General features: G+C 48.6%; 24 protein-coding genes and 1 pseudogene. 3 read left to right on the forward strand and 22 right to left on the reverse strand.

Annotated elements, in window-relative coordinates; translation table 11 throughout:
* The coding region (gene guaB / locus ACLR2L_RS09590; RefSeq protein ID WP_413367748.1) for an IMP dehydrogenase at positions 1-868 on the reverse strand (868 nt) is incomplete at its 3' end.
* Positions 869-971: 103 nt separating this feature from the next.
* Here guaB and xseA point away from each other — a divergent pair.
* Positions 972-2,345, forward strand: coding sequence for an exodeoxyribonuclease VII large subunit (gene xseA, locus ACLR2L_RS09595; RefSeq protein WP_140959776.1), 1,374 nt, complete (start codon positions 972-974; stop codon positions 2,343-2,345).
* Between the two features lie 11 nt (positions 2,346-2,356).
* A complete protein-coding gene (locus ACLR2L_RS09600) occupies positions 2,357-3,436 on the forward strand; it encodes a hypothetical protein (RefSeq protein WP_413367750.1) in 1,080 nt (359 codons plus the stop codon).
* Between the two features lie 104 nt (positions 3,437-3,540).
* On the opposite strand, the gene der is transcribed toward ACLR2L_RS09600, so the two are convergent.
* From der to trmJ, 20 genes are all read right to left on the reverse strand, one after another.
* On the reverse strand, positions 3,541-4,986 hold the full coding sequence (gene der / locus ACLR2L_RS09605; RefSeq protein WP_140959779.1) for a ribosome biogenesis GTPase Der: 1,446 nt from the start codon (positions 4,984-4,986) through the stop codon (positions 3,541-3,543).
* 97 nt (positions 4,987-5,083) lie between these two features.
* On the reverse strand, positions 5,084-6,304 hold the full coding sequence (bamB, locus tag ACLR2L_RS09610; RefSeq protein WP_140959958.1) for an outer membrane protein assembly factor BamB: 1,221 nt from the start codon (positions 6,302-6,304) through the stop codon (positions 5,084-5,086).
* 57 nt (positions 6,305-6,361) lie between these two features.
* Entirely contained in the window at positions 6,362-6,979 is a 618-nt protein-coding gene (locus ACLR2L_RS09615; RefSeq protein WP_413367752.1) for a YfgM family protein, read from the reverse strand.
* A 31-nt stretch (positions 6,980-7,010) separates the two neighbouring features.
* Positions 7,011-8,291, reverse strand: coding sequence for a histidine--tRNA ligase (gene hisS, locus ACLR2L_RS09620; protein ID WP_413367754.1), 1,281 nt, complete (start codon positions 8,289-8,291; stop codon positions 7,011-7,013).
* Positions 8,292-8,393: 102 nt separating this feature from the next.
* Entirely contained in the window at positions 8,394-9,512 is a 1,119-nt protein-coding gene (gene ispG / locus ACLR2L_RS09625) for a flavodoxin-dependent (E)-4-hydroxy-3-methylbut-2-enyl-diphosphate synthase (protein ID WP_140959785.1), read from the reverse strand.
* Complete coding sequence (locus tag ACLR2L_RS09630; RefSeq protein ID WP_413367756.1) at positions 9,512-10,483, reverse strand: RodZ domain-containing protein; 972 nt, start codon at positions 10,481-10,483, stop codon at positions 9,512-9,514. The genes ispG and ACLR2L_RS09630 overlap by 1 nt, the downstream gene beginning before the upstream one ends.
* 13 nt (positions 10,484-10,496) lie before the next feature.
* A complete protein-coding gene (gene pilW, locus ACLR2L_RS09635) occupies positions 10,497-11,648 on the reverse strand; it encodes a type IV pilus biogenesis/stability protein PilW (protein ID WP_413367758.1) in 1,152 nt (383 codons plus the stop codon).
* Positions 11,649-11,678: 30 nt separating this feature from the next.
* On the reverse strand, positions 11,679-12,797 hold the full coding sequence (locus tag ACLR2L_RS09640) for a bifunctional tRNA (adenosine(37)-C2)-methyltransferase TrmG/ribosomal RNA large subunit methyltransferase RlmN (protein ID WP_413367760.1): 1,119 nt from the start codon (positions 12,795-12,797) through the stop codon (positions 11,679-11,681).
* A 123-nt stretch (positions 12,798-12,920) separates the two neighbouring features.
* On the reverse strand, positions 12,921-13,352 hold the full coding sequence (gene ndk / locus ACLR2L_RS09645) for a nucleoside-diphosphate kinase (protein ID WP_140959792.1): 432 nt from the start codon (positions 13,350-13,352) through the stop codon (positions 12,921-12,923).
* Positions 13,353-13,471: 119 nt separating this feature from the next.
* Positions 13,472-13,882: a SufE family protein gene (locus tag ACLR2L_RS09650; protein WP_140959794.1), complete on the reverse strand. Its 411-nt coding sequence runs from the start codon at positions 13,880-13,882 to the stop codon at positions 13,472-13,474.
* A gap of 25 nt (positions 13,883-13,907) precedes the next feature.
* Positions 13,908-14,441 (reverse strand): putative Fe-S cluster assembly protein SufT, encoded by a 534-nt coding sequence (gene sufT / locus ACLR2L_RS09655; protein WP_140959795.1) that lies wholly within the window; start codon positions 14,439-14,441, stop codon positions 13,908-13,910.
* Positions 14,442-14,450: 9 nt separating this feature from the next.
* Complete coding sequence (locus ACLR2L_RS09660) at positions 14,451-14,807, reverse strand: HesB/IscA family protein (protein ID WP_140959797.1); 357 nt, start codon at positions 14,805-14,807, stop codon at positions 14,451-14,453.
* Positions 14,808-14,819: 12 nt separating this feature from the next.
* Positions 14,820-16,037: an aminotransferase class V-fold PLP-dependent enzyme gene (locus ACLR2L_RS09665; RefSeq protein ID WP_413367763.1), complete on the reverse strand. Its 1,218-nt coding sequence runs from the start codon at positions 16,035-16,037 to the stop codon at positions 14,820-14,822.
* A complete protein-coding gene (gene sufD / locus ACLR2L_RS09670; protein ID WP_413367765.1) occupies positions 16,034-17,290 on the reverse strand; it encodes a Fe-S cluster assembly protein SufD in 1,257 nt (418 codons plus the stop codon). Before sufD ends, ACLR2L_RS09665 begins: the two co-directional genes overlap by 4 nt.
* Positions 17,287-18,048 (reverse strand): Fe-S cluster assembly ATPase SufC, encoded by a 762-nt coding sequence (gene sufC / locus ACLR2L_RS09675; RefSeq protein WP_413367767.1) that lies wholly within the window; start codon positions 18,046-18,048, stop codon positions 17,287-17,289. Before sufC ends, sufD begins: the two co-directional genes overlap by 4 nt.
* An 8-nt stretch (positions 18,049-18,056) precedes the next feature.
* Positions 18,057-19,493, reverse strand: coding sequence for a Fe-S cluster assembly protein SufB (gene sufB / locus ACLR2L_RS09680; protein ID WP_413367769.1), 1,437 nt, complete (start codon positions 19,491-19,493; stop codon positions 18,057-18,059).
* Positions 19,494-19,760: 267 nt separating this feature from the next.
* Positions 19,761-20,939, reverse strand: a complete 1,179-nt coding sequence (locus ACLR2L_RS09685; RefSeq protein ID WP_413367771.1) for an IscS subfamily cysteine desulfurase — start codon at positions 20,937-20,939, stop codon at positions 19,761-19,763.
* Entirely contained in the window at positions 20,940-21,419 is a 480-nt protein-coding gene (gene iscR, locus ACLR2L_RS09690; RefSeq protein ID WP_140959808.1) for a Fe-S cluster assembly transcriptional regulator IscR, read from the reverse strand.
* A 109-nt stretch (positions 21,420-21,528) separates the two neighbouring features.
* Entirely contained in the window at positions 21,529-22,347 is an 819-nt protein-coding gene (gene cysE / locus ACLR2L_RS09695) for a serine O-acetyltransferase (RefSeq protein ID WP_413367774.1), read from the reverse strand.
* Positions 22,347-23,066, reverse strand: a complete 720-nt coding sequence (gene trmJ, locus ACLR2L_RS09700; RefSeq protein WP_140959812.1) for a tRNA (cytosine(32)/uridine(32)-2'-O)-methyltransferase TrmJ — start codon at positions 23,064-23,066, stop codon at positions 22,347-22,349. Before trmJ ends, cysE begins: the two co-directional genes overlap by 1 nt.
* A gap of 233 nt (positions 23,067-23,299) precedes the next feature.
* On the opposite strand from trmJ, the gene suhB reads away from it, so the two are divergent.
* On the forward strand, positions 23,300-24,079 hold the full coding sequence (gene suhB, locus ACLR2L_RS09705; protein ID WP_140959813.1) for an inositol-1-monophosphatase: 780 nt from the start codon (positions 23,300-23,302) through the stop codon (positions 24,077-24,079).
* Between the two features lie 64 nt (positions 24,080-24,143).
* Here the strand turns inward: suhB and ACLR2L_RS09710 are convergent.
* Positions 24,144-24,336 (reverse strand): annotated as a pseudogene (locus tag ACLR2L_RS09710) (UTP--glucose-1-phosphate uridylyltransferase); the annotation flags it as partial.

Here is a 24,336-nt window from a genome sequence, read left to right on the forward strand (position 1 = left end):
CTTCTGCCAGTGCTTTTGCACCCTCACCTGTAGCCACGTTACCTGCAATAATTTGTAAATCAGGGTAATTCGCGCGCACTGTTTTAACGCGATCGATTACGCCCTGAGAATGACCATGCGAGGTATCGATAAGCAGAACATCGACACCGGCATCTACCAGTAACTCGATACGTTCGTCGGTGCCTGGGCCTACGCCCACTGCAGCGCCTACGCGTAAACGACCTAACGAATCTTTACAGGCGTTAGGCTTGCTTTCAGCTTTTTGGAAATCTTTTACAGTAATCAAACCTGCCAGCTTGAAGGCATCGTCAACAACCAGAATTTTCTCAATGCGGTGTTCATGCATCAGTTCCAGTACTTCTTCGGAACTGGCGCCTTCCTTTACGGTTACCAGGCGCTCTTTTGGCGTCATGACTTTGCCAACGGGCAGATCCAAGCGGTTTTCAAAACGCAGGTCACGACCAGTAACTATCCCAATCAGGTTATTGTCATTGTCGGTAACCGGAAAGCCTGAATATCCCATGCGTTTGCTCAGAGCAATAACCTCGCCAAGCTTAACGGATTCTGATACCGTTACCGGGTCTGAGACTACGCCGCTTTCGTATTTCTTAACTTCGCGAACGTGTTTGGCCTGTTCTTCCGGGGTCATATTTTTGTGAATAAAGCCAATGCCGCCTTCCTGAGCCAGTGCAATAGCCAGACGCGCTTCAGATACGGTATCCATTGCTGCGGACACCATAGGAATATTTAAGGCGACCCCACGGGTCAGACGGGTTTGTAAGTTCGCAGTATGCGGTAACACGGTTGAGTGTGCTGGGATAAGCAAAACATCGTCAAATGTGAGTGCTTCTTGGGCGATTCTGAGCATGCAATATTACCTGTGTAGTAAAGGCCTAATTGCGGCGCAATTGTAGTGTTTTTTCAGTTTCAGGTAAACTCTAATTGTCTTAAAGGTGAGGTTTTTTCATTCGATGCTAAGTAACACTGCCCCTCAAGGGCAAAAAGTTCACACGGTAACAACATTAAATCGCCTGGCGCGTAACATTTTAACCAGTGAAATTGGCCTGGTGTGGCTCACAGCGGAAATCTCCAACCTCACCCGTGCTGCGTCAGGGCATTGGTACTTTACCCTTAAAGACGACAAAGCTCAGGTACGTGCGGCCATGTTTCGCGCGGCTAACAGCGCAGTTCGTCAACCTCCCAGAGAAGGGGATCGCGTGTTGGTGAGAGCCAGTGTTGGCTTATACGAACCCCGGGGCGATTATCAACTGATTGTTGAAACCATGCAGCCCGAAGGCGAAGGACAATTAAAACTGGCTTTCGAAAAATTAAAATTTTCTTTACACGCTGAAGGGTTATTTGATCAAAGTCGTAAACAATCCTTGCCAAAGGTAATTCGACGCGTAGGCGTAATTACCTCGGCGCAAGGTGCAGCATTGCACGATGTGCTGAGTGTACTTAAACGGCGGAGCCCGGCTACGGAAGTCATTATTTATCCCTCAATGGTGCAAGGTGAACAGGCCAGTAAACAACTGATGCATCAGCTTTGGATTGCCAATCAACGCAATGAAGTAGACGTACTGCTGCTTACGCGCGGAGGAGGCTCCATGGAAGACCTGTGGTGCTTTAACGATGAATCACTGGCCAGAGAAATTGCCCGCTCGGCCATTCCGGTGGTAAGTGCCGTTGGCCACGAAGTGGATGTAACGATAGCTGACTTTGTAGCCGACCTGCGTGCACCTACGCCATCGGCAGCGGCAGAGCTGGTGTCGATGGACCAATCCGAATCGGTGTCGCTAATTCGCCATCTTACCCGGCGATTAGCTCAGTCTACCCAATCCCTTATCCAACGGCAGACTCACCGACTGATGGCCCTTGAGCAAAGGCTGATACGGCGGCATCCATCCACTCAACTTAACCAACAAAGTCAGGGTATCGACCGGTTAGAGCAACGTTTACATTTAGCCATGAATCGTCAACTTTCACAGGCTCAACGAATGGTGCAGCAACAAGCTCATCGTCTGCAACGTCAGCACCCTCAAATACGGCTTGAAGCCTTGCTCAGCCGATGTCATCATAGCCGGCAACGTTTACTCTCTCTTATGCAGCGCAAACTGGAATCCAACGGGCAGCGTCTGGCGTCAATGGCGCATCTGTTGCAATCGGTAAGTCCGTTAGCGACGTTATCACGCGGTTATTCAATCACACTTAATAACGATAAAGCGATAACATCGGTAGCGCAGGTTACTGCACAAGATACATTGGTGACCCGGGTAAAAGACGGGGAGATCACCAGTTTGGTGACACACTGCAAGCCGCTTGAGGACAGTGATAAGTCGCTATAAGGAACCTATATTTGTTTATTTCCAGTTGTCGATGGATAGCAACAGCCTCTGTGTTGTGTATCCTGGGTTGTGCTCAGCAGGTTACACGTCACTCCCCTGCTCAGCCTGCGTTACCGGTGCCTGAAAATGTGCCTATTGCGTTGGATATTAATGTATTTTCTTCGTATCTGAGTCAGGAAGGCATTGCTAACTGCGCAAAAGACTTACCAGCCGCTTTGCAATGCAAGAACGACGGTATCGGGGCAGCAGATTTTTTAACGGCGTTGTCATCGTTAAACCTGTTTAACAGCCTGAGCCCATCAGTTAGCCGCCATGATTACGAACTGTTGATTGGCAATCAGTTAACCCAGGCAACGCCAAACGCCTCTTTTACAGGTTTGCGAAAAAGTATCACGGAATTTTCTGTTGAATGGCGTGGTGTCGCTATAGATTCTTTTTCAGTTGAGTACTGGCACGCCAACAATGCCCAGGTAGCCACGGAGGATATTAATCAAATCGTCCTTACCTGGTGGCAGCATGTTGAACAGGAAAAAGTATTCAGCGCGAACTTTTTGTATGCCTCCATGGGAGCCAGTGACTACAACACCCTGTTAACGCTGCCTGACGCCATTGATACTTTTATGCTATCGCAAAGATACATGTACCCCGACCCGTTTCGCGGCATTATTGCGCGCTATACGCACCCGGAATTTGAAGAAGCCATTCTGGATATTGCGATATATCCTATCTTGTCTGTTCTGACTGCGCCCTCTGAAGAGTTAGTTAATGCAGAGCTTAAAAAGGCTGTAGACACAGCCAATGACGTAGCCAAGGCCCGCGCCATGGCCGTTACTATGCAGCAATTAAATACCCCTTTTGCTTCCGAGTTGTTGCCAAACAGAGGCGTGATGGCAGAAATGTTTGCTGAAAGTGAAAACGGCGAATCATTGTTTGCCAGCATTTATGTCTTCCAGATGGAAGACAAGTTTGTGAAATTCAGTACTACTTTTCCTGCGCGTATTGGCGATCCGCTGGTGAAGGCGGCTCTCCCGCAGTTACGGGTACCACCAGAATCTGAATTAATGAAAGAAATCCGGCGGGCTTTGAAATAGCAATAACTAAGTCACCAGTTTCAAATCAGCAGGTAAATCCGGCTTATACCAATTAAACAAAAAAGCGAAAGAACCCGGTTCTTTCGCTTTTTTGTATTTCAGACTTATTTCTTCTGTTTGTGGTAAGCCATCATTCGCTTGCGCTTGCGCTGCTGTGCGAGGGTAAGCTGATTTTTCTTTCCTTCGAATGGGTTGGCCCCTTCGCGGAATTCAATCTTAATGGGTGTCCCCATTACCTCAAGTGCTTTGCGGAAGTAATTCATCAGGTAACGTTTATACGAGCTTGGCAGGTCTTCAACCTGATTCCCGTGAATCACGATCACAGGTGGGTTATAACCACCGGCGTGAGCGTACTTCATTTTAACCCGACGACCACGCACCAACGGCGGCTGATGGTCTTCCTGAGCCATTTCCATTACCTGAGTCAGCATTGAGGTATTAATACGTTTTGTAGCACTGCGGTAGGCTTCATTCACCGACGCAAACAGATTGCCCACACCAGTACCGTGTAATGCAGAAATAAAATGCAAACGGGCAAAATCAACAAATCCTAACCTGCGATCAAGTTCGCGCTTGATGTCGTCTTTAACGTCGGTATCCAGACCATCCCATTTATTCACCGCAATCACCAGTGAGCGCCCTGAGTTGAGCACAAAGCCCAATAAGCTCAGATCCTGATCGGCAATACCTTCACGCGCATCAATCACCAACAACACAACGTTGGCTTCCTCAATGGCTTTCAGTGTTTTTACAATAGAGAACTTCTCAATGGCCTCGGATACTTTTTTGCGCTTTCTTACGCCAGCGGTATCAATCAGGATGTATTCGCGGTCATCGCGGGTAAGCGGTATATAAACGCTGTCGCGGGTAGTGCCCGGCATGTCGTAAACCACCACGCGGTCTTCGCCTAAAATGCGGTTGGTCAGTGTAGACTTACCCACGTTAGGTTTACCCACAATGGCCAATTTAATAGGTAAGTTCTGCAGCTGTTCTAATTGTGCTTCGGGGTCCAGTTCTGGCTTATCTTCCGCTTTTTGGATCGCCATTTCCGGAAACATCTCGTCAAGTGGGGTCAACGAGTCCTGAATCAATTTAGCGACTCCTCGCCCGTGCGCAGCCGCTATCTGGTGAATATCACCCAGGCCCATTGAATAGAATTCTGCACTTTCACTGTCGCCGTCGATGCCGTCTACTTTGTTTGCTAACACAAACACGCGTTTGTCGGTTTTTCGGAGATGATCAGCAATTAACTGATCGGCAGGTAACAAGCCAGCGCGGGCATCAACCAAAAAGAACACCACATCGGCTTCTTCAATCGCCAGTAAAGACTGGGCAGCCATGCGGGCGTCGATGCCTTCTTCGTCGCCGGTAATTCCGCCGGTATCAACTACAATAAACTGGCGCTGCTCATAAGTTGCCTGACCATACTGACGGTCGCGGGTCAGGCCGGGAAAATCGGCAACCAGTGCATCCCGGGTATGAGTTAATCGATTAAACAGGGTGGACTTACCCACATTGGGCCGGCCTACCAGCGCCACAACAGGCAACATAGTGATGTTCCTTACAGAGTTAAACAAACAGACGGCCGCGTCATAGACGCGGCCGTGTAATTATATATACATTTTGCGCAATATTCAGCGCTGAGGATTATTTAGCAGACAATGCAGCTACATCCCCGTCACGTGTAATAGTAACAACCAAATCATTAACCAGAATTGGCGCTGCGTAAATGGCATCGTCTTCGTCGTCGCCACCCAGATCATACCGGGCTGCCAGTGAGCCATCTTCCTGATCAATCCAGTGCATTAAGCCCCATTTATCACCTACTACCACGTATTTCTCAGTTACCAGTGGCGCGGTGAGGTTACGCTGTTTCAAGCCACCCTGAGACCACAACTCCACGCCGTTTCTGCGATCAAGCGCGTACACGATAGAGCGGTTATCAACCACGTATATCTTGTTGCCGCTTACCGCCAGGTCACGGTATGAACCATATTCGCGTTTCCACATGATACGACCACTGCGCAGCTCCAGCGCCGCCAGCGTGCCATCGTAGGAGACGATATACACTGTAGTACCAAACACGACTGGCGTGGAATCAACATCAATAATTCGTTCCAGTTCAGTTGCGCCGGCCGGGGCAGTAATAGCCGTCTCCCAGGCAGGAATTCCGCTTTCCAGAATATTGACCTGAAGTTTGCCTGTAGGCGTACCCACTAATGCGCCACCGTTAGAAGCAGCTGGGCCAGAAATACCACGTAAACTTAAAGGCGGTACGTCCGTTTCGCTGCGCCAAAGCTGCTCGCCGGTTTTAACATCCAGGCCAAACAGAATGCCTGCACCGGTGTTAACCACCAGAATACCTTCATCCATAGCAGGCGTTGCAAGAATCTCACCTGCAACAGAAGCTTCCCACAAGGTATCACCGGTATCGACGTTTAACGCACGAATTAAACCGTCTTCAGACGTTACAAATAGCATATTGTAGCCCGAAGCTACCGCACTGAGTTTGGCTGAAGCACCACTTCGCCACAGACGCGCAATACCATCCCAAAATGATTCGTCAGGGAAAATAGCAAAGTTTTTGTGCCACAACGCTTTGCCTGTATCAGGCGCAAGCGCCGCAACTTCACCATGACGTTCAGCCACGAATACTTTGTCATTGGCAAACACAGGGCGCAACTGAGAGTAATAGTCGTTAACGCCATCGCCCAGGTTGTAATCCCACACGACTTTAGGGGTAATCTGGTTTTGGATGGCCGGGATCCGGCGAATTTTCAGTTCTTCTTCGTCGGCGAACCAGTCTGACATTGTAGAACATCCTGTCAGACCCACCATCAACGCGCCAACCACTACCCGCTTAAACATACGGCTACACAGTAATGCGCGGTTCTGTGAGATGTTTCGAGTTATTGCTGTCATTCACTATCCTGCTGTTACTGCAAGGTTATCGAGTTTCATTTGCAGTAAACGGTTGTTTGTATTTTTTTCCAGAGCAGTAGAATAGGCCATACGAGCCTTGTCAAAGTTCCCTTGCGCCGCGAAAATATCGCCTTTAGTTTCTTCAACCTGAGCAATAAATGCCTCGTCTTTTGCGATTTCCAGAGAAGCCAGCGCTTTGTCGTGCTGTGCCAGTGCCAGTTGTACACGGGCCAAACGCACCGCGGCAACCTGCTTGAGGCTCTCGTCGCTGCCGTTAGCAGCTACTTTCGACAAATAACTCGCCGCAACTTCCAACTCACCTTTGTCGGCTGCTTGCTTAGCCGCAATGAGACTGGCCAGATCGGTATAACCCGCTGCTGAACCCGTTTCGATAAGCGCAGAAATGGGACCAGCATTATCGTCAGAAACCATGGTTTCAAGCGCACTCTGGTAACTGATAGAAGCCGCTTCTTTGGCTTCTTTTTGCGAGTCACTGTAATACTGCCAGCCAAATAGGCCAGCCAGTCCCAGTACTGCCCCCAGAATTAGCGACGTACCGTGCTCTTTCCAAAACTGCTTAATCGCTTCTACCTGTTGTTCTTCTGTAGCGAATTGTTCCATGTTTTACCTCTGTAATTAGATGTTGTCTGGCTTACCCGGCAAGTATGCCAGCCAAAACGTGTGGCAGTTCAGACACTGCAACCGTTACTTGTTCACCATTATTTCTCAATGGTTTTACAGACACCTGCCCGGCTGCCATTTCTTCACTGCCGATAAGCAATGCAACAACAGCCCCGACTTTGTCTGCGCGCTTTAATTGTTTCTTAAAGTTACCACCACCGCAGTGCAACATGATGCGCCAATCGGGTTGTTGGTCACGAAGTGCCTCTGCTACCTGACTGGCATACGCCAGTGTGTCGTCACCCATGGCCGTAACGTAAATCTCGGCCGCAGCATCGGTGGAATTAATTTTTTCCAGCGTTTCGAGCAACAATACCAAGCGCTCCAGACCCAGAGCGAATCCTACTGCAGGTGCCGCTTTGCCGCCCAATTGTTCAACGAGGCCATCATAGCGGCCACCGGCACACACTGTACCTTGTGCGCCAAGGCTGTCGGTTACCCATTCAAATACCGTGCGATTGTAATAATCCAGACCGCGCACCAGTTTCGGATTAACCTGGTATGGGATGCCTGCTGCGTCCAGAAGTTCACATAATTTTTTGAAATGTGTATCAGATTCTTCGTCCAGATGGTCCAGCAACGACGGCGCATTAGCAACCACTTCCTGTACCTGCGGATGTTTGCTATCCAGCACTCGCAGCGGGTTTGAATCCAAACGACGAAGCGAATCTTCATCCAGCTGAGATTTATGTTCGCTAAGGTAGGCGGTTAGTGTTTCTTTGTAAGCCTGACGCGCTTCATTTGATCCCAGAGAGTTAATCTGTAATGACACCGCGCTTTCAATACCGAACAGTTTCCACAATCTGGCCGACAACAGTATGACTTCAGCATCGATGTCCGGACCATCCAAACCATAGGTTTCTACACCAAACTGGTGAAACTGGCGATAGCGTCCTTTCTGTGGGCGCTCGTGACGAAACATTGGGCCCATATACCATAAGCGTTGCTGCTGATTGTAAATCAAGCCATGCTCATTTCCGGCACGTACTGCACTGGCGGTACCTTCCGGGCGCAATGTCAGGCTGTCGCCGTTGCGGTCCTCAAAGGTGTACATTTCTTTTTCAACGATATCCGTTACTTCACCAATCGACCGTTTAAATAAATCGGTACTTTCCACTATTGGCGTGCGTATTTCCTGATAACCGTAACTGGCCACCACCTGACGGATTGTTGCTTCCACCTGCTGCCATTTACCCGACTCTGTCGGCAGGCAATCATTCATCCCGCGGATAGCCTGAATTGTCTTCGCCACTTATTTCTCTCAAGCTTACGTAAAAGCCCCGCATTATAGGGGCTTTAGCGTTAAACAACAAACTTTCTTGCCGATTAAATCGGCGTTGAAATCCGGGTAAGTCTAGTCTTTGTGAGTCACAGCAATTGCGTTGCGTTCATCCAGCATAGCGGCTTTGGCGCGAATGCGTTTTTCAAGTTGCTCAACAAGGTCATCGTTGGCTAAACGCTCTTTCTGGCGCTTACCGTCCAGATAAAAACCACTCATGTTGCGCGCACCCGTTAAACCAAGATCAGACACTTCTGCTTCACCAGGGCCATTCACCACACATCCAATAATAGACACATCCATGGGCGTGAGTACGTCTTCCAAACGCTGTTCCAGTGCGTTAACCGTACTGATTACATCAAACTCCTGACGCGAACAGCTTGGGCATGCAATGAAGTTGATGCCTCTTGAACGGATCCGCAGCGATTTCAGGATATCGAAACCCACTTTGATTTCTTCTACCGGATCGGCTGCCAACGACACGCGCAGCGTATCACCAATACCTTCCGCCAGTAACATTCCCAAACCTACCGCGCTTTTTACCGCACCAGCGCGCTGTCCGCCAGCTTCAGTAATCCCCAGGTGCAACGGCTGATCAATTTCCTTTGCCAGTAAACGATATGCCCCTACTGCCAGGAATACATCTGACGCTTTAACCGATACCTTAAACTGATCGAAGTTCAGCTTGTCGAGAATATCAACATGACGCATCGCCGATTCCAACAGAGCTTCCGGTGTTGGCTCGCCGTATTTTTCCTGCAAATCTCGTTCGAGAGAACCGCCATTGACCCCGATGCGAATCGGAATATTTTTGTCGCGGGCGCAATCCACTACCGACTTAACCCGTTCTATGTTACCGATATTGCCTGGGTTGATGCGTAAACAATCCACGCCGTATTCCGCTACTTTTAACGCGATCCGGTAATCGAAATGAATATCGGCGATTAACGGCATATCAGTCTGTTGGCGAATCAGCTTAAAGGCTTCTGCAGCCTCCATAGTTGGAATCGACACGCGAACAATTTCACCCCCTACCGCTTTTATCCGATTAATTTGCGCCACGGTTGCCGCCACATCGGTAGTGGGCGTATTGGTCATTGACTGAACCGCGATTGGCGCACCATCGCCAATCGGTACGTTCCCTACATAAATACGCGTAGACTTTCTGCGCTTAATCGGGCTTTCAGCAAACATTATTGTTCCTGCATTGGTAAATAGAACTTCGCGGTGCGTTTGGGATCAAACCCCGACATGTCAACCGCATCACCATCGTAATCAATTTGCACTACATGTGGTGCACCCAGCGTTACTTCAAACGGGGGAATACCTGAAACCGACATCACATATCCCTTTGCTTTGATACCAAATGCTAAGGCTTCACCAGTTGAATCGGTTACGTTTACCCAGCAATCATTAGTAAAGGTAAAGGTTAATCCGATAGTAGTTACTTCAGGTATTGATTCGCTTTGCGTTTCTACAGGCTGGTCAGTGTCAGTATCAACCGACAGCCCATAGTCAGCTGGGGTTCCCTCGGCGCTGTCACCTGAATAATCATTAGCACTTTCCGGCGAGGCGATTTCATCTTCTGTGTAGGTGAGAGTGTTGTCTGTCTCATCACTGAATTCATTTGCTTCGCCAGAATCATCACCTGTTTGTGTATCAGTATACTGGTTATTTGCCGCAGGCTTTGCTTTGGGAACGGCGGTTGTAGGTGTTGTTGTGGATGAGAAATCTGTTTCGTTAGCAGGCTGCTGATACCACCACACCACCACTCCAGCCAGTAAAATAATGGCAATAATATACGTAACCATCATCCAGCGATCGTCATGAGCCTGTTTAGCTACACGTTTCGAAAAGCTCTGTAACTTAGCCGGTGGCTTGGGCGCAGTGTGGTATTTTTCAAATAATGAAATTAATTCTTCCGACTTTAAACCAACATTTTTGGCGTATAAACGCACGTACCCCTTAATGAAGGTCACCGACGTATTTTCATCCAACCGGTTGTCTTCGAGGTCTGAAATAATATTGACGCGCAGAAACAACTTATCGGCAATAGCTTGTTGCGATAACCCCAGTTTTTCGCGGGCTTCACGTAAAACCTGTCCCGGGCTTGGCGTTGCCGGCACGTGCTGTTCATCAGCTTCTAGCAGCTGCTCTTTGTCCATTTATTTACCCAGATTACTGTGTCTGTTCAGCTGGCGGCACCAGCCATAATTTTGTTCCAATTTTGATATCCCCGTTGTTACCGAGGTTGTTCCAGGCTTTCAGGGTATCAAGTTTTATATTGTATTTCAGTGACAAACGATAAAGGTTTTCTTTCGGCTGGACGATGTGATATTTCACTGTATCACTATCAACATTTTCAGCAACAGAACCGCTATTCGTGCTTTCACTAATTTGAGCAACCGCAGTCTCAGGGGCTAACTGTGTTTGTACAGTTTCATCTTCATTCTGTGTTGCGGGCTCCTGCATATCAGCATCGTCTGATTTGCTTGCCTTCAGTGCGCCTATACCTACCGATAGCGGCTCTTCAACTCGCTGCGGTTTGGTTTTTACTTTGATAACCGGCTGTGGCAACTTTTGCTGCCTATCGATATACAATTTAGTTAACGGGCTGTCGGGATACATGGTTAACAGCATGTCACCATATCCGTTTGCCGTAAGAATATCGCCTTTACCTGTAGCAATTTCAATAGCTAACCATAGCGAATCGGGTGACACACGAGCGACTTTTTCGTATTTGCGGAGCGTTTGTTCAGCCAACTCGTACTGTTCAGTGGCAACGTACATTTCAGTGAGTATAAATAAGGTTTTAGCTCTACCAGGCTGATGCTTAAGCGCACTGTTAAGGTACTCAATGGCATCTTCCCCCTGTCCCTGACTTTGTGCACACAATGCCATATTTTCATACGTGGCGGCGGAATTGGCGTACTGACGGGAATTTACAGCCTGCAGGAAAAAGGTTTTAGCTGCCTCGTAATCGCCTTGCTGGCACAAAAACGCGCCATAGCTATTGGCAATATCGGCATTGCGCGGCGCCAGGCTCATAGCGGTTTCGTAAGCTTCTCTGGCGCGCTCTGCTTCGCCAACAACCTGATAATAATATGCCAGGCCGTAATGCGTGTCGGCCAATCTGGGCGCAAACGACAGCGCCTTATCCAGATTCATTTTAGCCTGGGTATAGTTGCCGTTCTTTAAATAGGTTAACCCCAGAGAAATACGCGTTTTCGCCGCTTCGCTCTGATCAAACTCGGTACTGAAATTACCGCCCTGATTTTCGCTAACACAACCTGAAAGCCATAGCAGTGCTACTAACGTTAATATTCTCATTGCGGGCGTTAACCTCTTTTATCTTTTGTATTAATGAGACATCTTCACCGAAATTGACTCGCCCTTCATCTGTTTTTTTAACATTCGTTTGGTGCGGTCTACCACATCGCCCACTAATTGCCCGCACGCGGCGTCAATATCGTCGCCCCGGGTCTTGCGCACAATCACGGTAAAGCCATATTCCATCAGTACTTTAGCGAATCGGTCGATGCGTGAATTACTGGAACAAGTATATGGTGATCCCGGATAAGGATTAAATGGGATCAGGTTAATTTTACTGGGTGTTTCTTTTAATACTTTCGCCAGCTGGTGTGCATGCTCGGTTGAATCATTGATTTGATTCAGCATTACGTACTCAACAGTCACCCTACCCTGATTCGCTTTTGACTTGCTCAGGTAGCGGCGTACTCCTGCAAGGAAGGTTTCGATGTTGTATTTTTTGTTGATGGGCACAATTTCGTTGCGCAACTCGTCATTCGGTGCGTGCAATGAAATAGCCAGCGCTACATCAATCTGGTCGCCGAGCATATCAAGTGCTGGCACTACACCAGAGGTACTTAAGGTTACACGACGTTTGGATAAACCAAATCCAAAATCATCCATCATAATGTCCATTGCTGGCACTACGTTTTTCAAATTCAGTAGTGGCTCACCCATGCCCATCATAACCACGTTGGTGATTGGACGTTTGGCACTGTCTTTTGACAGGCCCAGGGTTGTAGCTACACGCCAAACCTGACCAATAATTTCGCTTACCGACAGGTTGCGATTGAATCCCTGCTGAGCGGTTGAACAGAACGTACATTCCAATGCACATCCAACCTGTGACGAAACGCACAGTGTTGCACGCTCAGTTTCGGGTATCCAAACCGTTTCTACTTCCTGACCACCTTCTAAACGGAGGGCAAACTTTATGGTGCCGTCGGTTGCGTTTTGCTGATACGCAATTTCCGGTGCAACCACCTCACAGTGTTCAATGAGCTTCGCGCGCAGATGTTTATTCAGATTACTCATCTGTTCAAAATCGCTGACGCCTTGCTGATAGATCCACTTCATGACCTGATCTGCACGGAAAGGCTTTTCGCCCATTTCAGCGAAAAATTCGCGCATTCCCTGCCGATTTAAATTTAATAAATTTGTTTTAGCCATAAAGCAATTAACCTACTGTGAACATAGTTAAGGTTGCAACCTGCATAGGATACCATGGGATAACCCATGACGCACAGACGCAAAAGGGAGCCTAAGCTCCCTTTTTAATCAGAACCTGGCAACTTAGCGAGTGCGTGGGCAGATCTCTTCTTCAGAGAAGAAGTAAGCGATTTCGCGAGCAGCAGATTCAGGTGCATCTGAACCGTGAACAGCGTTCTCGTCGATAGACACCGCGTAGTCCGCGCGCAGAGTACCTGCAGCTGCATCAGCTGGGTTAGTTGCACCCATAATTTCACGGTTTTTAACCACTGCGTTTTCGCCTTCTAACACCTGAACCATAACCGGACCAGACGTCATAAACGCAACCAGAGCACCAAAGAAAGGACGCTCTTTGTGTTCTGCGTAGAAACCTTCTGCTTGTTCTTTGCTCATGTGAACCATTTTAGAAGCAACGATGCGCAGACCAGCAGATTCAAAACGATTGTAGATTGCACCGATTACGTTTTTAGCAACGGCATCAGGCTTAATAATTGAAAAAGTACGCTCAAGAGCCATCTTCTGTCTCCGGTTGTAATAGTAAAAATTTGGCCGCGAATTATAGGCAATCTTTTACGCTGTGCCTAGGGGCACAGCAACAAATATCAAAAAATCTTCATAATACGCGCAAAGGACGTTCAGGCAGTTTGTTTTGCCAGTGTTTGTATTTTACCCACGATAGAGCGCAAGCCATTGCCACGGGTAGGAGAAATATGACGTTCAAGGTCCAGCGCCTCGAAATAGCCGTCGATGTCGAAATCCAGAATCTGTTGCGGCGTTTTATCGTTGTAAGCTGCCATCACCAGCGCTAACAAGCCATGCACGATGACTGCATCGCTGTCTGCATCAAAATGCAGTTTGCCTTCGTTTACCGACGTAACCAACCACACGCTGCTTTGGCAACCTTTTACCAGGCGCTCGGGCGTTTTTTGTTCGTCCTGCAAACGCGGTAACGCTTTGCCTAAATCAATGATGTACTGATAACGCTGTTCCCAATCGTCAAAAAAGGCTAAATCTTCAATGATTTCTTCGCTTGATGGTAATGCCATAGTCAGGAGTTACTTATTTTGCTAATTAAAAAAACAGGCCGGCTTCGAGCTGTGCTTCTTCGCTCATCATCTCTCTGGACCATGGCGGGTCGAATACCAGTTCTACTTTTACCGACTTCACATGCGGTACCAGACCAACGCGGTATTCAACATCCCCAACCAGCACAGGCCCCATTCCGCAGCCTGGCGCAGTGAGAGTCATATCTATGGTGACGGCGCCTTGCTCCTGTTCCAGTCTTACCGCATAAATCAAACCCAGCGACACCAGGTTGATTGGAATTTCCGGATCGTAGATAGTTTCCAGCGCATCCCATACCTGTCGCTCGGCGATGCGCCCATCTGTTGGCACGTCGAAATCAAGTTGCTGAGGCTTACGGCCAATGGCATCGGCATCAGTACCGTCAATACGCAGCATGTTACCACGCCAGGTAACCGTATAGTTGCCACCTAAATCCTGGGTGAGATTAACAAACTCACCGGCGGGGATCATGACCTTTTCGCCAGAAGGGACTTTGCGTGACCGCACTTCGCGCTCGGTCACCACCATTTTTTGTTTCATTGTGTCTGGTTATCCAACATTAAAGCTTTCGCCACAACCACATTCATCCACAACGTTGGGGTTATGGTATTTGATCACCCCGTTCACACCTTCGTGCACGAAATCGATTTCCGTGTTGCGAATAAGTTGCAGTGCGTCTTTCGCCACAGCAACAGTGAGTACATCTGATACGTGGAGTATTTCGTCGTCTGCTTTACTCGCATCGGCGAAATCCAGTACATAGGCATAGCCTGTGCAACCACTGACCTTGGTAGACAAACGAATGATCTTGCCGGGTTGCTTGGCAAGCTTGGATTCAAAGTGTTTAATGGCGCTTTCAGTAAGGGTTACCACATCCTGACTGGGCACAAACGTTTCAACGGTCATTGTATGCTCCTGTTAAGCCAACATGCTTTGCGCCTTGCGAAGCGCAACAAAGAATGCGTCAACTTCATCAAGGGTGTTGTATAAAGAAAATGATGCCCGCGCGGTACCATTAATACCCAAACGGTTCATCAGCGGCTGCGCGCAGTTATCACCAGTGCGGATAGCCACACCCTGACGATCTAAAATAAAGCCAATATCTGCCGGATGCGCGTTATCCATGACAAAACTCAGAATGCCCACTTTATTTGGCGCCGTTCCGATCAAACGCATCCCTTCAATGTTTCGGGCCTGTAACATAGCAGATTCAATCAAGGCCTTTTCGTGTGCTTGTACTGCAGCCAAATCAAGCGAGCCAAACCATTCAACCGCCGCGCCTAAACCAATAGCACCAGCAATATGCGGTGTACCCGCTTCCAGTCGCAGTGGCAAAGCGCCCCAACTGGCAGACTGATAGCTCACTTCGGCAATCATTTCGCCGCCAGTCATCCATACTGGCCAGTCTTCCAGCACAGACCTACGCCCCCACAGCACACCAATGCCGGTAGGGCCAAACAGTTTGTGGCCGGAAAACGCGTAAAAATCACACCCCAGGTCCTGCACGTCAACGCCGCCATGAGCAATGCCCTGAGCGCCATCAACCAGCACCAGGGCATCGTAACGCTTAGCCATGGCAACCAGGTCTTTTACCGGGTTCAGCGTTCCCAGCGCATTAGATACGTGCGGGAAGGCTACCATACGGGTATTTGGCCCCAGGTAGCTTTGGAATGTCTGGATATCCAGCTCGCCGTTGTCAAAGATAGGTGCTACACGCAACGTGGCGCCACTTTGAATACAGGCTTGTTGCCAGGTAACCAGGTTAGCGTGGTGTTCCATTTCGGTTACCACTACTTCGTCACCGGCTTCCAGCTGTTTGGCCAGGCCATGGGCAACTAAATTAATACCTTCGGTGGTACCCGCAGTCCAGATCACCTCTTCACGACTGTTTGCATTAATAAACGCCGCCACCTGATCACGCGCTTTTTCATATCGGCGAGTAGCTTCATCCGATAATTTGTGTGCTCCGCGATGAACGTTTGCATTAGTTTGCGTGTAAAAGCTCATAAGTGCGTCAATAACCGCCTGAGGCTTTTGCGTTGTCGCTGCGTTATCCAGATAAACCAGAGGCTTGCCGTCAACTTGTTGCGACAAAATAGGGAATTGCGCACGTACCGCCTGAACATCGAAGCTCATTTGACCTCCATGCTGACAAAGCGCTCACGTAAAGAATGCAGTAACCAATCGCTGATTGCGGTATTTGGAATTTGGGTGATTAATTCCTGAATAAATCCAAAATTCAGCATAATCAACGCCTGACTACGGCTGATACCGCGCGTTAGCAGGTAGTACAAAGCCTTCTCTTCAATTTCTGCAACAGTAGCGCCGTGAGCACAGCGCACGTCGTCTGCGTAAATTTCCAGCTCGGGCTTTGTATTGATGATAGCGCGGCGGGATAACAGCAAATTGCGGTTATTCAGTTCCGCCAGGGTTTTCTGTGCATTGCGATGAATGTGAATACGGCCGTTAAATACCGCTTTGGCGCGATCACCCACAATTCCACGCGCATTTTCTTCGGTGGTACAATTCGGTACGGCGTGCTCAATGGTGGAGTGCAGGTCGAAAAGCTCACCTTCTGCCAGCAAATAAATGGCGTTTACGTTGGCATTCGCAAATTCACCTGTGTATTCCACGTCCACGTCCAGCCGCGACAACACACTGCCGTAACCCACAATATTACTGGTAAGCTGCGCTTTCTCACCCACCTTGAAGTGGCAACTGCCTACGTGCATGGCTTGCTGTGTATACATGGCAAAGCGATAGTGCTCTAACTGCGCCTGCGCGTCTAACACGTATTCGCTTACGAATGTATTCAGGCTGTCTGCATCGCCAAAACCATCTTCAATAACAGCGACTTTGGCACCCGATTCGACATGCACCAATACACGTAAATGCTGGTCACCTACGCTCGCTGCAAGCTGTGACAATCGAATGGGTGTATCAATAACCGTGTTAGCAGGTACGTGAATATACACGCCTTCTGTCATCAGGGCGTCGTTTACCTGCCCGAACAAATGATGTGATGGCTTAACCTGACTCAACAGTGCTTTGATAGTGGCCTGCTGTTCTGTATTGGCATTTGAGAACAAAGTAAACGTAAGCCCGGCGGGCACACTACCTTGTTGTGCTACTAACTTATTGCCTGCAAACGACACACTGTAAGCGTTGAGTCCATCGATAACCGGTGCTGAACCATGTTGTTCAACTGCGGCAGCCAGACTCACACTGCGCTTTTCTACAGGTAACAGAGGCGTAAATCGCCAGGCTTCCTGACGGCGCACTGGCCATTTAATATTCGCTAGTGCTTCGGTTGCCTGCTGACGGTGACCAGCCAACCAGTCGGTTTGACGTTGGCCTTCAGCAATTACTTCTGACAGCCACTGGCTCATGCCTCGCTCTCCTCGTAGGCTTTGCCCAGAAACGCATAGCCGGATTTTTCTACTTCCAGCGCCAGCGATGCATCACCGCTTTTTACAATTTTACCATCAGCCAGAATATGCACGAAATCGGGCTTGATGTAGTCGAGCAGGCGTTGATAGTGAGTAACTACAATAAAGCTACGCTTACCGTCGCGTTGGCTGTTTACGCCATCGGCTACTACCTGCAGCGCATCAACGTCAAGACCTGAGTCAGATTCATCCAGAATACAAAGAGACGGCTCAAGCAGGATCATTTGCATGATTTCGTTACGTTTTTTCTCACCACCGGAGAAGCCTTCGTTAACGCCACGCTTCAGAAAATCCAGAGGCAAATGTACTTGCTTACATGCCGCTTTCGCTTTTTTGAGGAATTCAGCAGCAGTCAGTGGCTCTTCGCCACGGTGCTCGCGCATGGCGTTAACCGATTCTTTGAGGAATTCCATATTGCTTACACCCGGAATTTCAACCGGGTACTGAAATGCCAGAAATAAACCTTCACGGGCGCGCTCTTCTACTTCCAGCTCCAGCAGGTCTTTGCCGTTTAATGTGGCACTGCCTTCGTTTACTTCATAACCGTCGCGGCCTGACAATACATAACCCAGGGTACTTTTACCGGCGCCGTTAGGTCCCATGATGGCGTGAACTTCGCCAGGCTTGATGTCTAAGTTAAGCCCTTTGATGATTTGCTTCTCTTCAACACTGGCATGTAAATTATTGATGGATAACATTAAATTCTTTACCCCACAGAACCTTCTAAACTAATTTCAAGTAGCTTGCCGGCTTCAACCGCAAACTCCATTGGTAACTCTTTAAAGACTTCCTTACAGAAGCCATTGACGATCATAGACACCGCCTTTTCCGCATCCAGACCTCGCTGCTGACACAGGAACAACTGCTCGTCACTCACTTTTGATGTGGTGGCCTCGTGTTCAACAATGGCGGAGGGATTACGGCTTTCGATATACGGGAAGGTGTGAGCACCACATTGATCACCAATGAGTAGCGAATCACACTGCGTAAAATTACGAGCGTTATCGGCTTTCGGGCCCATTTGCACCAGACCCCGATAGGCGTTGTTACTTCTGCCTGCTGAAATGCCTTTTGAGATAATGGTCGACCGGGTGTTTTTGCCCAGGTGGATCATCTTGGTGCCGGTATCAGCCTGCTGGCGTCCACGCGTCAGCGCAACAGAGTAAAACTCGCCGACACTGTTATCGCCTTTCAGTACGCAACTTGGATACTTCCAGGTTACCGATGATCCAGTTTCTACCTGAGTCCAGGAAATTTTCGCATCGTTGTGGCAAATCCCACGTTTGGTGACGAAGTTATAAATCCCGCCTTTGCCGTTTTCGTCGCCCGGATACCAGTTCTGTACGGTAGAGTACTTGATGTTGGCCTTATCCAAAGCTACCAGCTCAACTACGGCGGCGTGCAATTGGTTTTCATCGCGTTGCGGCGCGGTGCAGCCTTCCAGGTAACTTACGTGACTGCCTTCATCGGCAATGATCAGTGTACGTTCAAACTGGCCGGTATTTTGTTCATTAATGCGGAAATAAGTAGATAATTCCATGGGGCAGCGTACCCCTTTTGGAATGTACACAAATGAACCATCAGTAAATACGGCGCTGTTTAATGCTGCGAAGTAGTTATCGGTGCGAGGCACAACCGAGCCAATGTATTTTTTCACCAGCTCAGGGTATTTTTTTATTGCCTCAGAGATTGGGCAGAAAATAACCCCTGCTTCTTCCAGCTTTTCGCGGAAAGTAGTGACAACCGATACAGAATCGAATACTGCGTCGACAGCCACGCCAGCCAGCATTTCCTGCTCGTGCAGAGGAATGCCTAGTTTGTTATAGACATCCAGTAAGTCGGGATCGACTTCGTCTAATGACTTGGGCTTGTCTTTCATACTTTTGGGAGAGGAATAGTATGAGATAGCCTGATAGTCGATTTTTTCGTAATCAACATGCGCCCACTCAGGCTCTTCCATTTCTAACCAGGAACGATATGCCTTTAAACGCCATTCAAGCATCCACTCAGGCTCATTTTTAATTGCCGAAATACGCTGTATTACCGACTCGTCCAAGCCTTTTTCGAAGGTATCGGACTCGATTTCAGAGTAGAAACCGGCCTCATATTGTTTCGACAATGCCTGTTCGATCTGCTCGCTCATTGACTCATCTCACTTAACTGGTCTTTGATTGCACGCCTTTTCGTGGGTGCTGTGTATCCGATGTATGTTTCGGACGCCATGTATCCCTTATTTTTCGCGCGGTATTCTATAATACCTGAGTATTTCACTCAACTATTGAAGACAATACCTGTAATAAAGCGAATCCATGCTTGCGTTATTATTTTGTACGGGCATCTGGGGGCTCGGGATCTTGCACTATTCTCCCCGAAACTGCAAACCTTCACTGCCTGCTCTACGCCAGAAGTCTTAGTAGCTTGCCGACGCTCTGGCCTGCCTTAAACGGGTTACCACAGTCGTAACGGTGTCAGCCGCAAAATCCATCTCATCTTCCGTAGTAAAACGCCCTGCGGAAAAACGAATACCGGCATGTGCTAGCGGTGCACTCCGCCCCAGCGCAGTTAACACATACGACGGTTCAAGGCTTGCAGATGTGCAGGCAGATCCGGTAGAAATAGCAATATCGGCTAAGCCCATTACCAGACTTTCGCCATCTACACCACCAAAGCTAATGTTAATAATGCCTGGGACGCGCTGGGTTAAATGGCCATTAAGAGTAACATCGTCTAACTGACTGATTCGTTCCCAGAAGCGTTCCGTTAACATTCGTAATCGTTGCGCTTCAATGTTGAGCTGTTCACCTGCGATTTCGCACGCTGCGCCAAATCCCACAATTTGATGAGTAGGCAATGTGCCCGAACGCATACCACGCTCATGACCACCACCATGCATTTGCTCTGCCAGCAATATACGCGGCCGACGGCGCACAAATAGCGCACCTATGCCTTTTGGCCCGTAGCATTTATGTGCAGAAAATGACATCAAATCAACGGGTAAGGTTTGTAAATCAATGGGCAGCTTACCCAGACTTTGCGCAGCATCAACGTGAAATACAATATTGTGCTGACGACAAAATTCGCCAATTGCCTGTATATCCTGAACAACGCCAATCTCATTATTCACCTGCATGACCGACACTAAAATGGTGTCATCTCTGAGGGCGTCAGCAAGCTGTGCTACCGAAATCAGCCCCTGCGGATCGGGCACTAAACAGGTGACATCGAATCCTTGTTCAGCCAGATATTCACAGGTGTCCAACACCGCTTTGTGCTCAGTACTCACGGTAATAATGTGATTACCCTTCTCGCGATATTGCTGCGCGACACCTTTTAATGCCAGGTTATCGGATTCCGTTGCCCCTGACGTAAAAATGATTTCCCGTGGATCGCAATTTACCAGCCCAGCAATTTGATTACGCGCCACATCCACCGCTTCTTCAGCTTGCCAGCCAAAACGGTGAGAGCGTGACGCAGGATTGCCAAATGTCCCATCTAAGGTAAGGCATTTCGCCATTTGCTCAGCAACGGCGGGATCAACTGGCGTCGTTGAGGCGTAATCGAGATAAACGGGGGTGTTAACCTGTGTCATTTACAGTCGAATGCTCACGTGAATTTCTTTATCAATATTGGCGCGCTGCTTATCCTGACGGCCCGCCACCGCCTGAACATCGCCTTTCGCCATTAACTCGCCCAGGCTAATGCTATCGAGGAAGTGACCGATGCGATCACTGAGATCCTGCCACAAACTGTGTGTCAGGCAGCGCTCGCCAGCCTGGCAATCACCCTGCCCCTGGCAGCGGGTGGCATCAACCGACTCATCGACGGCTCGAATGACTTCACCAATGGCAATTTTGTAAGCATCACGACCCAGTTTGTACCCACCGCCCGGTCCGCGTACGCTTTTTACCAGGGTTTCTTTTCTTAAACGCGAGAATAATTGCTCCAGATAAGACAAAGAAATTTCCTGACGGGCCGAAATATCAGCCAGCGATACAGGGCCTTGTTGAGAGTGAAGCGCCACGTCTAGCATGGCTGTAACCGCATAGCGGCCTTTTGAGGTGAGTTTCATAGCGGGCAGCAATAGTCGAACATGGCAAAATTGTTCCATACCCGACTAAAATGGTCAAGTATAAAACCTACTAATTTAGTCAGGTATTAATATCCCTGCCAGCTATGCGTCAAATATGTGGGTCGAAGGCGTCGTGTTTTTGCTGTTGAGTTTTGGGTGCCACTGGCGATAACCCTGTACAAGCAAAATCCGCTTCCGACATCCCTTCTAATCTATCGGTATTTACATTGCCTCCCATTGCCTGAATAACCTGGCACAACTCTACAATACGCTCATCCATTGCGTGTATGTGCTCCACCATTACTCCCATGGCACTGGCTACCGGATCGGGATTATCACTGGCTACCGCGTACGCATCAAAGCCGTATTTAGCAGCAATTTCGTGGCGTTTGTTGTTTCCAGCTGTTTGCGCAGGTGCAGATTGCACTATTCTCCCCGGAATACCCACAACCGTGGCGCCGGGTGGAGTATCTTTTACCACAACAGAGTTGGAACCAATTTTGGCCCCCTCACCGATCTCAATAGGCCCGAGCACTTTAGCGCCTGCTCCTACAACAACATTGTTGCAAAGTGTTGGGTGGCGCTTGCCCGCTTTCCAACTGGTACCGCCCAGAGTGACACCATGATACAACGTGACATCGTCACCAATTTCTGCGGTTTCACCAATAACCACGCCCATGCCATGATCGATAAAAAAGCGGCGGCCTATTGTGGCACCAGGATGGATTTCCACGCCGGTAAGCCAACGGCTAAAGGTGGAAAGTGTTCTGGCCAGCCACTTTAATTCCAGCTTCCAGAGTTTATGACTGACCCGATGTAACCACACCGCATGAAGGCCGGGGTAATTAGTTAATACCTCAAACGTATTTCTGGCTGCCGGATCGCGGGCAAATACACCGGCGACGTCTTCCCTGATTCGTGCGAACATTAATTAGCTCCGCTGGATTTATCGATAGCAGCCAGGATCCCTCGCAAGATATTGAGTTCCTGAGCTTCCGGACGGGCCCGGTTAAACAGGCGTCGTAAACGGGTCATCACAATCCCAGGGTGATTTTCATTGATAAACTTTACATTGCTAAGCGTCGATTCCAGGTGAACATAGAAACGCTCCATGTCTTCACTTAACGGATATTCTGTTTCTTCCTCTGGGATACGTGTTTTGTTCAGCCATGCCATGCGAATTTCATAACTCAGCGTTTGCACGGCCGCAGCCAAATTCAATGAGCTGTAATCAGGATTAGCTGGAATGCATACGTGAAAATGACATTGCTGCAGTTCTTCGTTGGTCAGACCATTATTTTCACGGCCAAATACCAGTGCTACAGGGTACTGGCTCACTTCAGCTACCAGTTTTTCGCCGCACTCTCTGGGTTCAAGCATAGGCCAGCTCAGCGTGCGCGAGCGGGCTGATGTGCCAACTACCAGGCCGCAGTCGGCTACAGCTTCGCTGAGTGTGCTCACTATTTTGGCGTTTGCCAGTACATCACCCGCGCCTGCTGCTAGTGCACTTGAATGACCATCTGGTTCATCCACCGGGTCAACCAGATACAGTTCACTTAATCCCATGGTTTTCATTGCCCTGGCTGCAGAGCCAATGTTACCCGTATGCGATGTATTAACCAGGATAATTCTTATCTTTTCTAGCATGCGTAAATTGTTAATTAGCTATATTTGGTCGAGAGTTTAGCACAGCAACCGCAGATTCACATCGGTGAACTCCTGTGAGCAGGCTCACTGTGAATTCAATATCGCTGTAACGATTGTTGAACTTTTAATCAATTTTATTATTGTTCTGGTACCGGGATCGGATTGCATTATTGAGATTAACTGGTACACTGCGCGCCGTTTTCTATTCGATCTTTTACAATTGGTGGTTCCTAATGCATCCGATGCTTAACATTGCGGTGCGCGCAGCGCGCGTGGCTGGCTCTATTATTGTGCGTGGTTTTGAAAACCGTACAGAGCTGGTAAAAGAAGTCAAAGGCAGTAACGATTATGTTACTCAAATCGACAAAGAAGCCGAAATGGCAATCATTCATAAGATTCAGCAATCTTATCCTGCACACAGCTTTCTTGGCGAAGAAAATGGTGAGGTAATCGGAGAAGCGCCAGAATTTCAGTGGATTATCGACCCGCTGGATGGTACCACCAATTTCATTAAAGGCATTCCGCACTTTGCTGTGTCTATTGCCCTGCTCCACAAAGGCCGTCTTGATCAGGCTGTAGTTTTCGACCCTATTCGCGGTGAACTGTTTACTGCTTCACGCGGTCAGGGTGCGCAATTAAATGGCTACCGCATCCGTACTACCAAGCCTCGCGATTTAACGGAAACTATTCTGGCGACAGGATTCCCTTTTAAAAATAAAACCCAGTATGCCGATTATGCCGTTCGTTTTAATAAGATTTTCCACGACTGTGGTGACGTGCGCCGAGCGGGTAGTGCTGCGTTGGATCTTGCTTATGTAGCAGCCGGACGCCTGGACGGTTATTGGGAGCGCGGTGTAAAACCCTGGGATATCGCGGCTGGGGAATTACTGGTGCGTGAATCAGGTGGTTTGATTACCGATTTCTCTGGTGGGAACGATCCTCTGTATAAAGGCGAAATTATTGCTGGTAGCGTAAAAGTAGTGCAAGGCCTGGTTAAACACCTGAAAGCCTAACCGCTATTCTGTGAATACAAACAATAAAGCCTCCAATTGGAGGCTTTATTCATTCAAGTCTTACTTAACCGTTTAATGAAGCAAGATACGCCTTAAACTCTTCACCTAACTCGGGGTGACGTAATGCATAATCAACATTTGCTTTCATGTAGCCAAGTTTGCTGCCGCAATCATGACTCTTGCCTTTCATATAATAAGCATCAACCTGCTCGACTTTCATTAAAGAAGTAATCGCGTCGGTTAACTGGATCTCTCCA

Origin of the sequence: Alteromonas sp. AMM-1 (genome assembly GCF_047290655.1) — a bacterium.
GTDB classification, from domain to species: domain Bacteria; phylum Pseudomonadota; class Gammaproteobacteria; order Enterobacterales; family Alteromonadaceae; genus Alteromonas; species Alteromonas mangrovi.